This window comes from Nostoc sp. ChiQUE02, assembly GCF_034531305.2.
In the GTDB taxonomy this organism is placed as follows: Bacteria; Cyanobacteriota; Cyanobacteriia; order Cyanobacteriales; family Nostocaceae; genus Nostoc.
Genome location: NZ_JAVRBN020000014.1, coordinates 98081 through 113039 on the forward strand (window position 1 = coordinate 98081; position 14959 = coordinate 113039).

The following is a 14959-nucleotide window of genomic DNA, read 5'->3' on the forward strand; positions in this document are numbered from 1 at the left end:
AGCAGGGGGGCAGGGAGCAGGGGGGGGGCAGGGGAGGCAGGGTGAGCAGGGGAAGCGGAGGAGGAGAAGAATTAATAACCAATGCCCAATGCTTCTCTACGAGAGGCTGCGCCAACGGCTCCGCTCAGTACAAGTGCCCAATGCCCAATGCCCAATCCTTAAAAGATGCCAAGTAAATATGCCTTAGCCGACTGAGACTGTCAGGATCATAAAGTAAAGAGTAAAAGGCAATCTATTTTGACTTTTAACTTTCTCCTTTTGTTCAACTTCCACAACGGGAGGTTTAATCTTGACTAAATTGAAAGTTGGTATCAATGGCTTCGGTCGAATCGGGCGACTTGTGCTTCGCGCTGGCATCGATAACCCCAACATTGAGTTTATAGGCATTAACGACCTAGTACCACCAGATAACCTCGCTTACCTATTAAAGTACGACTCAACCCACGGCAAATTAAAGTCCAAGGTTGAAGCCAAGGAAGATGGTATCGTCATTGACGGGCACTTCATTCCTTGCGTGTCGGTGAGGAATCCAGCAGAGTTACCTTGGGGACAATTAGATGCAGATTATGTAGTGGAAGCTACCGGACTCTTCACTGGCTATGAAGGGGCTGCCAACCACCTGAAGGCAGGTGCAAAGCGAGTAGTAATTTCCGCTCCCACTAAAGATCCAGATACAGTTCCTACCCTACTAATGGGTGTAAATCATCACCTATTTGACCCCGGCAAGGATATCATTGTCTCCAATGCTAGCTGCACTACAAACTGTCTAGCTCCCATAGCTAAGGTCATCAATGACAACTTTGGGTTGACCGAAGGGTTGATGACAACAGTCCATGCGATGACTGCCACTCAGCCAACTGTAGACGGCCCCAGCAAGAAAGACTGGCGGGGTGGTCGAGGTGCAAGCCAGAATATTATTCCCTCCTCTACAGGCGCAGCTAAAGCCGTAGCACTGGTTTTACCAGAATTGAAGGGCAGGTTAACTGGTATGGCATTACGAGTTCCGACTCCCGATGTCTCTGTAGTTGATTTAACTTTCAAAACTGCCAAAGCCACTAGTTATAAGGAAATCTGTGCTGCCATGAAGGAGGCTGCCGCAGGTTCACTAGCGGGTATTTTGGGATACACAGACGAAGAGGTAGTTTCCACAGATTTTCAAGGCGATACCCATTCCAGTATCTTCGACGCAGGTGCTGGGATTGAGTTGAACTCCAATTTCTTCAAGGTAATTGCCTGGTATGACAACGAGTGGGGCTACTCGAATCGTGTGATTGACCTGATGTTGTCTATGTTACATAAGGAAAAACTCGCACCGACAGCGGCTGTGGTTTGATTGGTCATTAGTCATTAGTCATTGGTCATTGGTCATTAACTTTTGACCCTTGACTTTTGACCTTTGGCTTTTGGGATTTGGGTCAAATGGTAAATACCCCAAAAATAAAACGTAATTTAGTATTTTTAATTACAAAACCAGTGATATGAAGCACGTGTGAATTTGGAAGCTTTATGCGATGTCTACGACGGGCTACGCCTACGCTCAAAGTTTCCAAATTTACAGGTTATTCCTCAACCCCCAATCCCTATGCGTCGAACCAAAATCATTTGTACTGTTGGGCCTGCTACATCTGCACCTGAAAAGCTGCAAGCCTTAGTAGAAGCTGGAATGAATGTGGCGCGGCTGAATTTTTCCCACGGGGCATACGAATTCCACGCCCAAACGGCTCAGTATCTCAGGCAAATTAGTACTGAGCAGCAAAAGCCGATCGCAATTATGCAAGACCTGTGTGGCCCCAAAATTCGTTTGGGAACTTTACCACCAGAAGGGTTAAATCTGGAAGCTGGTACTGAAGTTACCTTTGTTTTGCAAGAAAAGGGTGAAAGTATCGATGAATTACCCTTACCATTGCCGACTCTGTTCGCAATGGTGCGACCAGGTGAACCGATTTTAATTAATGATGGTCGCGTCAAGTTGATTGTTACCGATCGCGATGCTGATCGCATTCGCGCCCAAGTGAAAACCGGCGGGTTAATTTCCACACATAAAGGAGTAAACCTGCCACAAACTCCTTTACCTGTTAATTCCATCACCGAAAAAGACTTGCTGGATCTGCGCTTTGGGATTCAGTTGGGTGTAGATTGGGTAGCGGTGTCCTTCGTACAATCGCCACAAGACTTAGAACCCGCACGACGGATGATTGAAGCAGCTGGCGCTTCCATCCGCTTAATTGCCAAAATCGAACGGGCAGAGGCAGTAGAAAACTTTGACTCCATTCTAAAAGTTGCCGACGCAATTATGATTGCCCGTGGCGATTTAGGGGTGGAAGTGCCAATTCATGAAGTACCCCTCATTCAAAAAGATATTATTCGCCGTTGCAATCGTGCTGGCAAACCGGTGATTACAGCCACCCAAATGCTAGAGTCGATGATTAGCGCCCCCGATCCCACGCGCGCCGAAGCAACCGATGTTGCCAACTCCATCTTAGATGGTACGGATGCGGTAATGCTTTCTGGTGAAACAGCTGTCGGCCAATATCCCATCGCCGCCGTCCAGATGATGCACAACATCGCCGTGCGGACAGAACAGGCTCTAGATGAAGGTAGCAAACACGCCTGGTGTCATGAAGCGGGGAGTCTCAGCGTTACCGAATCTGTGGCAGAATCGGTGTGTCGCATCGCTTATGAAACAGGCTCACGGGCAATTCTCTGTAACACTTCCTCTGGAAGTACAGCGAGAATGGTATCTAAATATCGGCCGACTTCTCCCATTATTGCCCTCACCTCCGACATTACCGCTTATCGCCAACTAGCGCTTTCTTGGGGTGTGGAAGCTTTACTGATCCCACCAGTCCACCATGCTGAAGAGATGTTTACCAATGTGGTGAACACAGTTGTAGATATGGGTCTAGCCAATAAGGGCGATAAAGTAGTGATTACCTCTGGTGTTCCAATTGGTAAATCGGGCACAACTAGTTTAATCAAAGTGCATTCCATTGGACAGCCAATTTCGGCATAAGGCACTTAGAATAGGGCTGTGGCTCAAGATAGTAAGCAAAATTGGGCAATGATTAAGAAAAGTTGCCAGAATCAGAATAGAAGGAACAGTAGAGAGTGTAAAGAACTGGGGAATAAGTAAATCCTAAACAAACATCACGGAGTCTTTTATGTCTAAGAATTTACTGGAACAATTGCGAGAAGTGACTGTTGTAGTCGCCGATACAGGGGATATCCAGGCAATTGAAAAATTTAAACCCCAAGATGCCACCACCAATCCTTCTCTGATTACTGCTGCGGCGCAAATGCCAGAATATCAGGGAATTGTCGATCAAACTTTACTTCAGGCAAAGAAAGATGCTGGAGCCGGAGCCACCCAAGCACAGATAGTTTCTCTAGCTTTTGACCGTTTGGCAGTTGCTTTTGGATTAAAGATTTTACAAATCATTCCCGGTCGCGTGTCTACGGAAGTGGATGCTCGCTTGTCCTACGATACCGAAGCTACCCTTACTAAGGCACGGGACTTAATTGCCCAGTATAAAGCCGCTGGAATTGGCCGCGATCGCGTTTTGATTAAAATCGCCAGCACTTGGGAAGGCATTCGCGCTGCGGAAATCCTAGAGAAAGAAGGTATTCACTGTAACCTTACCTTGTTGTTTGGTCTTCACCAAGCGATAGCCTGTGCAGAAGCCGGCATTACCCTAATTTCTCCCTTCGTCGGTCGGATTCTCGACTGGTACAAAAAAGATACCGGACGCGATAGCTACCCAGCAACCGAAGATCCAGGAGTTTTGTCCGTCACCAAAATCTACAACTACTACAAGAAATTCGGTTATAAAACCGAAGTTATGGGAGCTAGCTTCCGTAACCTTGGTGAAATTACTGAACTTGCAGGTAGTGATTTGCTGACCATTTCTCCATCACTTTTGGCTGAATTGCAGTCAACTGTTGCAGAACTGCCACGTAAACTTGACCCCGCCAAGGCAGCAAGTTTGTCAATCGAAAAGATATCCATTGACAAAGCTAGCTATGACAAAATGCACGCTGCCGATCGCATGGCAACCGACAAATTAGACGAAGGCATTAAAGGTTTCACCAAGGCACTAGAAGACCTTGAGAAACTTTTGGCAGACCGACTAGTTCGCCTTGAAGGAGAGGTAGTAGCAAGTCATTAGAAGGTAACGATAGTTAGTGGTTGTGGTTCAACCACTAACCATTAGTTAGTTGCATCAGCCGTCATCAATACCGACGGTGGATAATCTGATATCGTCCGTAAGGCTGCCCTCGTTGGATAATCTGCCGTTGTTTGAACTGCTGCCGTCGTCGGATATTTTGGTATTGTCCAAAGGGCTGCCGGCGTCGGATGATCTGCCGTCGTCGAATAATTTGGTATCGTCCTGACCGCCGTTGAGCAATCAAAAGCTCTCCGGTTTTATTTCCACCCAGGTTGGCATCTGGCGCAACGCTCTGTTCATTCAGAGAATTACTTAAAGAAATATCTTTCGCTTCAGCTAATGAGGGCGGAGACACAAAGGCACATAGCAATAGCGCTACTGAGGATAACTTCCTGAAACCTTTCATGTTTTACCTTCTCTAAAGTTTTGGTAATAATTTTATTAAAACACTTTCAAGCCTGCGAATTATCGCTCATACACTTTTTTTTAAACTTAATTTGGGATGAAATTATATATTGTAATTTCACCCTTATGGGTAGTTGTATTTTGTTGTAATGTGTGTATACAAATAGTAAATAACTTGCAAAGTCTAATTTTTTTCACATCAACAAAGTATCAGAATTATTCCAACAAAGGTATTTTCAATTGTAATTTTTAAACTGGTATTTTTCGAGCAACTCTTTAACTTGAGCCGCTACCAAAGGATGTGGATCTTTTTGTAACTGCGGTAGAATTTGCAGGAGAACGCGATGTGAAACCATATTCAAGTATGCGATCGCAGCTTCCCTAACAAAACCAGTTGGATGACGCAAACTCACTAAAATCTCAGAACTGGTCAGTCGGATGCGAGTCACTTGAGCAAAATGGAAACAGCAAGCCAAGCACCAGTCAGAAAGAAAATTACCCAACATCAGCAATCTGTGGAGGCGATCGCTAACCACCATATTTTCATATTCTCCAATCTTGGCTTCTATAAGATATTGTAACTTTTCTGACTGCGGTCGGTTATCTAAAATATTCAGCAATAAAGACTTTGAAGACAAAGTTACGGTATGCTCTAATATCTCTAATCCCCGCGCTAAGTTTACCACTGAGAGCGATCGCAGATTAAATGCTGCTGCCTGCATCTTTTCTGGCGAGTAAAGCAGTCTCAGTAGCAGTAAGAGTCGCTCTTTGACATCCAATTCCAATTCTAAAAGGGCGCGTTGCAGTAACTCAGAGACAATCACAACCCTCTCACTGGATTGATGATTTTCTTTTTCGTCTAATGTTTGAAAGTCTATGTATGCGGCGTAAATCTCACCTAAAAACTTTAATTCCTGTTTGATTAAATTTTCTACCCGACTTTCATAAAACCGATCCACTAAACCTGTAATTCCTGGTTGTTTGTGTATTTTTAGTAAGCTGCGAAGAATATGATCTCTGGTAGTACCCCAAGATGTTTCCAAGTTTTCCCATAAAGTCTCCAATGCTTCCTGGGTGCCGACTTGAGCAATGGTGCGCCAAGCGTACATCCGCACTACTTCCGGTTTGTAAATATTGGTAGCCAACCGTAACAGCATTTCTAGAGCTTCATTTTCTAGTCGCATGAGGGCTGACATTGCTGTACTGCGGGTTGATTTGTAATAAAGTGCTGCAATCAGTGCCGAATAGTACTCTTCTAAATGGGTTGCTGCAATCATTTCCAATACTGCACAGCGCACTCGTAGCGACTCATCTTGTAATAAGTTCGGGATGTGAATCCGCAACGCCTGCAAATAGACTGCTTCTCTGAGCGCTCTGACTCCATTTACCCGTTCCCGTTCTTGCTTATGAGTCAACATCCGGCGCATGGTTTTGGTAGCAGCTACCTTTTGCATGGGCGTTCCCTGGCGTAAGACTAAAGCGGCGGCGGTAGCGCGGATGAGTGAGTTTTGCCGGGGGTTCAAGTATCCTTCTAGGAGGCTTAAATTGGGATTTGGTTCAGCTAACCAAACGTAGCGCAGGGCTAGGGCAAAAACTTCGGGGTTCGTTTCTTGAGATTGTTCTAACAAAGGACGGATGGCGGGTAGATAAGCAGGATTTGCACCTCCCATTAGCATCACTTCCAAACTTTGGCGCTGCAAATCTGGGGTTAACTTGATTAGTAGAGGTGCTAAAACTTCCGCAGCTCCAAGGGAATCCATTTGAGCTAAAAGTTCAATGCAAGAGCGTTTATCAGCCTCGCTGCCTTTTTCTGCTAAAGCTTTAACTACTCCCTGCTTAAAGAATCGCAGACCCACATTGGTTGCACTCAAGTGACCCCGTGCCACACTCAAGACTAACAGTTCAACATAGCGCGATCGCAATTCCCAAACTACTGTTAAACAGGTGCCAGCTATCAGCATTGTTTCTGCTACCAACACCCACTTTTGCAGTGGTACGGGTACAAACCGCCCACAAAACAATAGAGTTGCAAAAATTACCGCTCCTGTCAAACCTGTAGCGATCGCTTCGGCGGTTCCGCCAGATAAAGTCTGCATCCGGCTGCGAATTCCTTCTGGAATCGGTTGGTACAGGATGGGGCCGCTACTCATCACAAAGGTGTAGCGCAGAAGTTCATCGCAGAATTTGACAATTATCAGACCCCAGAAAAAGCTTTGCGATTGGATGGCTGGAAATAAATGCAGCAATACCAGCACACCTGGGAGTGAAAAGCCGACGGTGATTGGTAAAAGCGTAGCAGTGAAAAATACCCCCATTCGTTCGATAAGTCGGCTGGAAATAAACCACTGCAACAACAACTCACACAGTCCCAACATTCCACCAAAAAGACCCAAAAAGCTGGCGAGTTCTCGGTCGCTCAAATTGGATTTGAGTTCGCGCAGATACTGAAAATCTATTAACAACCCAATGACTTGCAACAGGCCCACAAAAGCAAACAACTGCCAAACATAGCGCTTCAGCGGACTTTTGAGGAAACGCTGTCGTGAAGCTTGTTCTTCAGGAATTAGTCTTTGGGGAGTTTCAGGAAAAGCTGCTCGATAATGATGAGTTAAATAGAATAGAATCCCCGATCCAAATAAAATCACTACACAGGCGATGAGGATGATCTTATTCAGCGTGGTGTATTGCACTAGCCAAGGCAAACTAAAGCCACTAATCACATCTGCTACCAAAAGCCCACTACTCACCAGTGGGTAAGTCCGCTTAATTTCCCGAATGTTAAATAGTTGGTTGGCGACGATGGAGGTGTTGAGGTCATTGACCACATAAAGTGCATCGACCCACAGCCGCAGCAGAAATACCGAAATCAGTGCCAGGTAGGAAAACTGCGATCCCCAACGTAATACAACTAATAAAACTAATGGCATCAACATGCAAGGTGCGATCGCCACAATCACCCGGCGTAAGGGAAAAATCTTTTGCAGCCAAGAGTATAAAAAAACCAGTCCTACACTCATTGCCGCACTGGCAATATACATCCACGGCAGTAGGTGAGTTCCATATTCATCTAGAAACAGCGCCACCGTACTATCCTCTGCCCATCGCAATCCTACAGATACAGTAGTGTAAAAAATAAACATCATCTGAGTTCGTTCGCTCTCCTCTGGTCGGAGATTTACCCACTGTAGTAGTCGTGTTAGAGCACCTTTATTTGCAGCCAACCAGTGATTTTTCAGTTCCATGCAGTTTTATTTTCTGGTAGTATCACCGCGCATTGGGCATTGGGTATTAGTTATTTCCCCTCTGCTCCTCTGCTCCCCTGCTCCTCTGCCTCCTCATCTCCTGGAAATAGCAAAAGTCCTGAGCAACTGAGTATTATGTTTCCCACTCAGCCTTCAGGACTATCGATTTTAGATAAATTTAAATGACCTTAGAGCTTTGGGTGCACATCTTGCATCTAAGGGACTTCCAACTAAAAAAATATCCTATCGCTGTGAAGGCAGGGGGGCAGGGACCAGGGAGCAGGGGGAGAAAGAAAAATCTTATCTAAGTAAATTTGGATAATTTATTTTCTGGAAGTCCCTAAACGAAAAATCCCCTGACTTATAGCTAGGGGATTTTCAAACTTGGTCTATTAATACAGTTAGAAGATTATTTTTTAGGCGAGATGAGCATCATCATGTTTCGCCCTTCTTTTTTAGGCGCTTGTTGAACCTCACCAAATGGCTCCAAATCCGTTGCCATTCGCTTGAGCAAATCTTCTGCTAGGTCGCTGTGTTGAATTTCTCGACCCCGGAACATCACAGTAGCTTTGACTTTATCGCCATCTTTCAAAAAGCGCTCTGCTTGCTTAACACGCACGTTGTAGTCGTGTTCTTCTATTTTGTAGCGCATCTTAACTTCTTTGACATCAGCTGTGTGCTGCTTTTTCCGGGCTTCCCGCGCCTTTTTTTCCTGCTCAAACTTGTATTTCCCGTAGTCCATAATCCGACAAACTGGCGGGTCAGCTTTGTCACTGAGTAGCACCAAATCTAGCTCTTTTTCTTCTGCTAGTTGTAGTGCTTCCTGTGGGGGCATAATTCCCAGTTGGGCACCGTCAGTGTCAATGACCCGAATTTTAGGGAAGCGAATTCGTTCGTTAATTTGGGGCAGATCGCGAGTTCTTTTCTTCTCAATCACAGGCATTATGATTTGTGGGAGCTCTTAATAAATGATTTGGTGTGGTCTAGATTGGTATGCCTCAGAGGCAAAATACTGAAGTAACTCAAGACTGGAAACATCGTCTACAGTTCTAGGGTAACTAATCCATAAAATAGTTGCGTCGCTAGTATTTGTCATTCTACTCACTCTGAGAGAATTTCTCTGCAATAGTTAATCTAAATTACACAACCTAGACTCATATTAAATATTATTACAATTATTTAGCAATACTTTATCCCAATCGCAGCAACAATTGGCTTGGGAGATTGAGTCCTCTGTGGGGCAGTTTAAGCTAACATTGGCACGGTGCAATTTTGCCATGTGCGATCGCCCAATCCTTGGATTAGGTGAAATCTGTCAAGTTGAAATTCTTCATACCTTAGAGACAGCTAAGTGTTACTTCTGACTGCTAAATTCAACTGGTCGCGCTCAGGATTTCCCAACTTCTCTACGAGACGTACTTGCATTCAGATGACAGTTTGTTGGGGACTGGGCAAAAGAGCCAGAGGGGCACACTTCTCTACGAGACGCTGCGCGTAGCTTGCTTCCACGTTCGCGTAGCGTGCCGTAGGCAAGTGGTACGGCTGCGCTCAGTGGGGGGTAGGGAGAAGGATTTTCCCCCCTGCTCCCTGCTCCCTTGCTTCTTCCCCAATCCCCAATCAAGCAGTAAGTAACATTTGTTTATTTTTCACTCATAATCGAGCCATTTTGTAAAGTCGCCAAACTCCTACTTCACTATGGCGACAGCCTGAGGAACGGATCAGGTAAATTAAGATAAGTAAAGAAAACGCTTTGAACTAAATGGCAGCTCTAAGCTTACAAGAAATTTCTACTCAGTTAGAAAGTCCGAATTTACGCGATCGCATGGTAGCCCTTGCTAATCTGCGTAATGTACCCCCTGAGGATGCAGTCCCTTTGATTAAAAAGGTACTAGACGACGAATCTTTGCAACTGCGATCGATGGCAATATTTGCTCTCGGAATCAAGCCGACGCCAGAATGTTATGCAATTTTGGTCGGAATTCTCGAAAATGACCCAGATTATGGTATACGCGCTGATGCCGCCGGTGCCTTAGGATATTTGGGTGATGCCAGAGCCTTTGAGGTGCTTTCACGGGCGTTTTATGAAGATACTGATTGGCTAGTGCGCTTTAGTGCAGCTGTTTCTCTAGGTAATATTAAAGACCCCCGTGCCCGTCAAATTCTTCTTCAGGCATTGGATAGTAAAGAAGTAGTGTTGCAACAAGCTGCAATCTCTGCACTGGGAGAAATTCAAGACATTGAGTCTGTTGATAAAATCCTGCGCTTTGCCCAATCAGATGATTGGTTAGTAAGGCAGCGTCTGGCAGAAGCCTTGGGAAATCTTCCCACTACCAAGAGTGTCTCAGCTTTGAAATACTTAGAAAAAGACAATCATTTCAATGTTGCTGAGGCAGCCAGAATTGGTCTCAAGAAGCTTGAAGAAATAGGCAATCAAGCTTAATATTAAAGCCTCCTGCTACCTTTTAATAATAATTAAGTGGGAATTTTAGCATTTTGATGCAGGGTAATTTCATTCATGAATATTGAAGAGTTTTTTCAGTTAAGTGCTGGTAAATGGTTTTCTCATCGTACTAGTCAACATTTGGCTTTTAACCAATCCGAACATAGCAAGTCAGACATCATCATTGAGACGCTGGCAGTAGATCATCCAGAAGCGATCAAACTCTGTCAAAATTACAAAATTAATCCTAGTTCTGCTTCCTGTGCTACCAAAATTACCTGGAACGGCACAATGGACAAGGATCAAGCAAAACATAGTGGTTCAACTGTCTTAGTTTCTGTGCCTGATGCAGATAATCCGGGCCAAGGCAAGTTACTGCGAGAAATAGTTGATGCCAATAAAACTCCAGTTGCCGGACGCTATAAAATTGACAGTGATGGTGCTTTAATCCTAACTACAGAGGATGAAACCATGTCGTCAGAAGAACGCCTGTGGTTTGCTAGCCCCAATTTGCGAATGCGGGTAAATGTCCTCAAGAGTTTTGGTGGATTTAGTATCACTTCCTTCACTTCTGAGATTCGCATGGGTGGCTTTCCACCAGCCGCGAAAACTTCGGAAGCGGCTAATTCAGTATCTAGTTAGTTTGATTACAAAATATTCCCCCCGCTTCTGGGGGGAATTAAGTAGAGATGGGTTAGTATTAGGGAAAGTTTTTTTATTATTTGCTTTGCTGGTATAAACTTATTTAATTTTCTCACTTGCGATCGCTTCATTTGCTAGCTTTCTTCTCTCTCCAGCCATCTGTAAAGCTAGTGCAAACACTGTGCCAGTCGTGTAAGTTGTGTCAACGGAACACTTAGAAATTACGAATCTAAACGCTATATCACACCAGCTTGAAAAATCTGGTTTGGGGTAAGATTCAATTGGGGAAAAGTTTGGGAAATAATGCGATCGCTATCTCGAAACTTACTTATCTGATATTCTCCATCAACTAAGTTACAGACAGAGATTGTCGGTTGTTTGGGATTACCGATAAAATTACGTCCACCCAAGGCAGCATAATCGACAATCCAGTATTCCGGGATACCCATCTCTTCATATTCAGCATACTTCAAGTAGTAATCGTCCCGCCAGTTGGTTGATACAACCTCAATTGCCAAAGGGATCGATGCACCCAAACTAACAGTAGATTCTTTTTGCCATAATTTTTCGTTTGCCAGATTTGCCCGATTTAGCACCAACACATCTGGGATGTAACCAGAATCTTTTTCAGGAGGTCTAACTATAACTTGGTTGGGCATGAAGTAGGGGAGGTCTAATCGGTCAAATTCAACTGTTACTTTTCTTGCTAAAAAACCCTTTACTTCCTCGTGTTCCCCTACTGGTTGTGCCATCTCAACAATGTTTCCATTATGCAGTTCGTAGCGTATCCCTGAATTTTCAGGTAGCCAATCGACAAATTCCTCAAAGGTTACTAGCTTGGGTATGGCTTGAGTCATGGCTTTTCAGAATTACTGATGATAAAAATATTATCTCTAATCTCAGGGAATGCGGACAGATTTTCCACCACGTTCAAGATACTGGTTTTAATTGCTCTGTGTACATGACCAAGCCATCTGGTATCACAGACAAGCGCTGTATTTATTCACATAAAATAGTTATTCTGAAGCAGTAGCACGCAACAATAGAGCTATTGCTTTGTATTCCAGCAATGCAGACTTCCATGCTTTGGCTGGGAAATTATGGGCATTACAAGGCGTATCTTGGCAATAATCACTCAAGTTTGATCCAGAAAATGCGATCGCTAAACGATCAAGCTAATTGCAAAAAATCATTGCACCTAAATGCACATTATTCATTACGATGCTACATCTACCTATACTAGTTTTCCCTTGAATCTGGTCAATTATGGATACTTGCCATTCTTCTAAACCACGATAATTACCTAAATCTCAGGCGAAAGCACAGCAGCTAATGACCTGGAAAAAGCGCACAAGTGATAGCGACCAATTCCATTTATGATATACCCAAGATAGATGTAATAGACTTTAATATGTGCTATTCACTCATTACAGGCAACCTAAAAGATTGAAAATTAGTATTTTTCTACATAAAATTAAAAATCTAAAATTAAAAATTGGACACACTGATGGGTAGGAGTGCTAGAGTTTCAAGAAATTCACCGGAACTTTTCAGCGGGTATTCATGCTGAAGAAACTACAGAAAAAGCAAATTTCGATAATTGCGGGTGCAGCACTGTTTGCCTTTTTAGCTGGGGCAATGGTATCAGCACCTGAGATTGGTAAATCTCTAGGAAAATGGCTCAAACTGGGTAATAATCAACTAGAGTCAACATCAGAGGGTAGCATTGCCCAATCAGCGGTCTTTCCACTGATATCGCAATCTCTGCCAGAACGAGCAGCAAAACTAGCAGCGATCGCCCAAGAATCGCGATCGCCAGACCGAAATCGCGCTCGTTATCTTTTGGCGAGTGATTATATTGAAAGAACCCAAGCGCAAAAAGCTCTGGTTTTACTCCAAGGACTAGAGAAGGACTATGCCATCCTCGCGCCTTACATTTTGCTGAAACAAGCCCAGGCAGAGGATATGCTAGGCGAGGATGGCAAAGCCTCGGATCTCAGACAAAGAGTGCTGAAACTGTATCCCAAAGAAGCGGCCACAGTGAAAGCGTTATATCTGATTGCCCAACCAAAGCAACAAGAAACTGCGATCGCTCAATTTCCTTCCAATCCTTTGACTTGGGAAATTATCCGCAAACGGTTGCAAGAAAATCCCAATCAGCCACAATTACAATTGATTTTGGCTAAATATGCCTACGATCAACCAGGCATAGTGGGCGTTTTGGATCAGCTAGTCAAACAGCCCACCCTCAAACCCGAAGACTGGGAACTCATTGGTACAAGCTATTGGGAAAATAATCAATTTCTGAAAGCGGCGAATGCTTACGCCAAAGCACCCAAAACATCGCGCAACCTCTACCGGAATGCACGGGGTTTACAGGTGGGAGGCAAAGATAAAGAAAAAGCGATCGCTACCTATAAACAACTAGTACAGCAATTTCCCAATACTGAGGAAAGTGGGACTGCCTTACTGCGGTTAGCAGAAACCACAAAAACAGGTAAAGAGGCCTTACCCTATCTCGATCAAGTAATTAGTAAATTTCCGAAACAAGCTGGTACTGCCCTGGTACAAAAAGCCAAAACTCTCCAAACTCTCAAGGATCAAAAGTCAGCTAGCGCCGCATGGCAATTACTCATAGCCAAATACGGTAATTCTGATGAAGCGGCAGAGTATCGCTGGAAAATCGCCCAAGATAAAGCCAATGCCAAAGATTACGTCGGTGCTTGGCAATGGGCAGAACCAATTGTCACCAATAACCCCAATAGTATTTTGGCTCCGAGAGCAGGCTTTTGGGTAGGCAAATGGGCAGCTTCACTAGGCAAACAGCAGGAGTCTAAAACTGCTTATGAGTATGTGATTAGCCAGTTTCCCTACTCTTACTATGCATGGCGAGCCGCGACAATGTTAGGGCTAAATGTCGGCAACTTTGACAATGTGCGCGTCATGAACCCAGAAGTAATCGCGCCCCAGCGTCCACTACCTCCTGCTGGTTCTGAAACTTTCAAAGAATTGTATTTGCTAGGTCAAGACCGCGATGCCTGGTTACAATGGCAAACGGAATTTCAGAACAAAATTCAGCCAACGGTAGCAGAGCAATTTACTGAAGGGTTGATGCGGCAGGCTAAGGGAGAAAATCTCATCGGAATCGACAAAATTTCTAAATTGGAAGACCGGGAAATACCAGCAGAACTTGCCCAATATCAGACTCTGAGCAAACAAATCATCTACTGGCAAGCCCGTTATCCATTTCCCTATCTCCGGGAGATTGAAAAGTGGTCTATTGAGCGTAAACTCAATCCTCTGCTAGTGACTGCTCTGATGCGTCAAGAGTCACGATTTGAACCAAAAATCAAATCCGTCGCTGATGCTACTGGCTTAATGCAGGTGTTGCCGAGTACAGCTAAATGGATTGCCCCACAAATCAAGTTGGATTTCAAAACAATAAATCTAGAAAATCCCAACGATAACATTATGCTGGGTACATGGTATTTGGGTCATACCCACGATCAATATAACAATAACTCCTTGCTGGCGATCGCCAGTTACAATGCTGGCCCTGGCAATGTCTCCAAATGGCTGCAAACTCTAACCACACAAGATCCAGACGAGTTTGTTGAAGAAATTCCCTTTGATGAAACTAAAAATTACGTGCGTCAAGTATTTGGCAACTACTGGAATTATTTGAGACTTTACAACCCTGAGATTTCTGGTATCGTCACAAAATATTCTGCTCAACACCCACAAATACCAACGCAATAATGTTAAAAAGTTATGAGTTGTGAGTGTTGAGTTAAAGCAATTTTTTAATTCAAAGTTCACAACTCATAGTGATATCTGTTTAATTTACCGTCAATTAGTTAGCCTACTAAGCTAAGACTTACAGAGATTTCAAGGAAAATTAAGTCTATAAATTCTTATTAGCAGCATATTTGCTTGCAGATAATTTTAAAATATCTCTTGAGGCAGATGTTATTAATTAGAAAAAATGATTTTTTTATATCTATTAAAAGAATAATCAGTTACTTAGTTACCGCCTTTAGTGGGCTGCATAGGCTGTTGCTGGA

The 14959-nt window shown here is 44.0% G+C and carries 10 protein-coding genes; 6 read left to right on the forward strand and 4 right to left on the reverse strand.

The window, feature by feature from the left end; genetic code table 11:
- The first annotated feature begins 289 nt into the window (after window positions 1-289).
- From gap to RM347_RS16705, 3 genes are all read left to right on the forward strand, one after another.
- Window positions 290-1333 carry a type I glyceraldehyde-3-phosphate dehydrogenase gene (gene gap, locus RM347_RS16695; protein WP_322716161.1) on the forward strand — a complete coding sequence of 348 codons (1044 nt, stop codon included), beginning with the start codon at window positions 290-292 and terminating at the stop codon, window positions 1331-1333.
- A 249-nt stretch (window positions 1334-1582) separates the two neighbouring features.
- On the forward strand, window positions 1583-3013 hold the full coding sequence (gene pyk, locus RM347_RS16700) for a pyruvate kinase (protein WP_322716162.1): 1431 nt from the start codon (window positions 1583-1585) through the stop codon (window positions 3011-3013).
- A gap of 148 nt (window positions 3014-3161) precedes the next feature.
- Window positions 3162-4166, forward strand: a complete 1005-nt coding sequence (locus RM347_RS16705; RefSeq protein ID WP_322716163.1) for a transaldolase — start codon at window positions 3162-3164, stop codon at window positions 4164-4166.
- A 64-nt stretch (window positions 4167-4230) separates the two neighbouring features.
- On the opposite strand, the gene RM347_RS16710 is transcribed toward RM347_RS16705, so the two are convergent.
- The 3 genes from RM347_RS16710 to infC all read right to left on the reverse strand — a co-directional run bounded on the left by RM347_RS16710 (window position 4231) and on the right by infC (window position 8756).
- Entirely contained in the window at window positions 4231-4572 is a 342-nt protein-coding gene (locus RM347_RS16710; protein ID WP_322716164.1) for a hypothetical protein, read from the reverse strand.
- Window positions 4573-4807: 235 nt separating this feature from the next.
- On the reverse strand, window positions 4808-7813 hold the full coding sequence (locus tag RM347_RS16715; protein WP_322716165.1) for an MFS transporter: 3006 nt from the start codon (window positions 7811-7813) through the stop codon (window positions 4808-4810).
- Window positions 7814-8222: 409 nt separating this feature from the next.
- A complete protein-coding gene (gene infC, locus RM347_RS16720) occupies window positions 8223-8756 on the reverse strand; it encodes a translation initiation factor IF-3 (RefSeq protein ID WP_086687969.1) in 534 nt (177 codons plus the stop codon).
- Window positions 8757-9572: 816 nt separating this feature from the next.
- On the opposite strand from infC, the gene RM347_RS16725 reads away from it, so the two are divergent.
- Together RM347_RS16725 and RM347_RS16730 are read left to right on the forward strand one after the other, a co-directional pair.
- Window positions 9573-10253 (forward strand): HEAT repeat domain-containing protein, encoded by a 681-nt coding sequence (locus RM347_RS16725; protein WP_322716166.1) that lies wholly within the window; start codon window positions 9573-9575, stop codon window positions 10251-10253.
- Between the two features lie 75 nt (window positions 10254-10328).
- Window positions 10329-10895 carry a phycobiliprotein lyase gene (locus RM347_RS16730; protein WP_322716167.1) on the forward strand — a complete coding sequence of 189 codons (567 nt, stop codon included), beginning with the start codon at window positions 10329-10331 and terminating at the stop codon, window positions 10893-10895.
- A gap of 236 nt (window positions 10896-11131) precedes the next feature.
- On the opposite strand, the gene RM347_RS16735 is transcribed toward RM347_RS16730, so the two are convergent.
- Window positions 11132-11752 (reverse strand): Uma2 family endonuclease, encoded by a 621-nt coding sequence (locus tag RM347_RS16735; RefSeq protein ID WP_322716168.1) that lies wholly within the window; start codon window positions 11750-11752, stop codon window positions 11132-11134.
- A 706-nt stretch (window positions 11753-12458) separates the two neighbouring features.
- Here RM347_RS16735 and RM347_RS16740 point away from each other — a divergent pair.
- On the forward strand, window positions 12459-14654 hold the full coding sequence (locus tag RM347_RS16740) for a transglycosylase SLT domain-containing protein (protein ID WP_322716169.1): 2196 nt from the start codon (window positions 12459-12461) through the stop codon (window positions 14652-14654).
- Window positions 14655-14959 lie beyond the last annotated feature (305 nt).

Bases quoted from the DNA above. Each gene is read 5' to 3' on its own strand.
- pyk (WP_322716162.1), top strand. From the start codon at position 1,583: ATGCGTCGAACCAAAATCATTTGTACTGTTGGGCCTGCTACATCTGCA.
- RM347_RS16705 (WP_322716163.1), top strand. From the start codon at position 3,162: ATGTCTAAGAATTTACTGGAACAATTGCGAGAAGTGACTGTTGTAGTC.
- RM347_RS16710 (WP_322716164.1), bottom strand. From the start codon at position 4,572: ATGAAAGGTTTCAGGAAGTTATCCTCAGTAGCGCTATTGCTATGTGCC.
- RM347_RS16715 (WP_322716165.1), bottom strand. From the start codon at position 7,813: ATGGAACTGAAAAATCACTGGTTGGCTGCAAATAAAGGTGCTCTAACA.
- infC (WP_086687969.1), bottom strand. From the start codon at position 8,756: ATGCCTGTGATTGAGAAGAAAAGAACTCGCGATCTGCCCCAAATTAAC.
- RM347_RS16725 (WP_322716166.1), top strand. From the start codon at position 9,573: ATGGCAGCTCTAAGCTTACAAGAAATTTCTACTCAGTTAGAAAGTCCG.
- RM347_RS16730 (WP_322716167.1), top strand. From the start codon at position 10,329: ATGAATATTGAAGAGTTTTTTCAGTTAAGTGCTGGTAAATGGTTTTCT.
- RM347_RS16735 (WP_322716168.1), bottom strand. From the start codon at position 11,752: ATGACTCAAGCCATACCCAAGCTAGTAACCTTTGAGGAATTTGTCGAT.
- RM347_RS16740 (WP_322716169.1), top strand. From the start codon at position 12,459: ATGCTGAAGAAACTACAGAAAAAGCAAATTTCGATAATTGCGGGTGCA.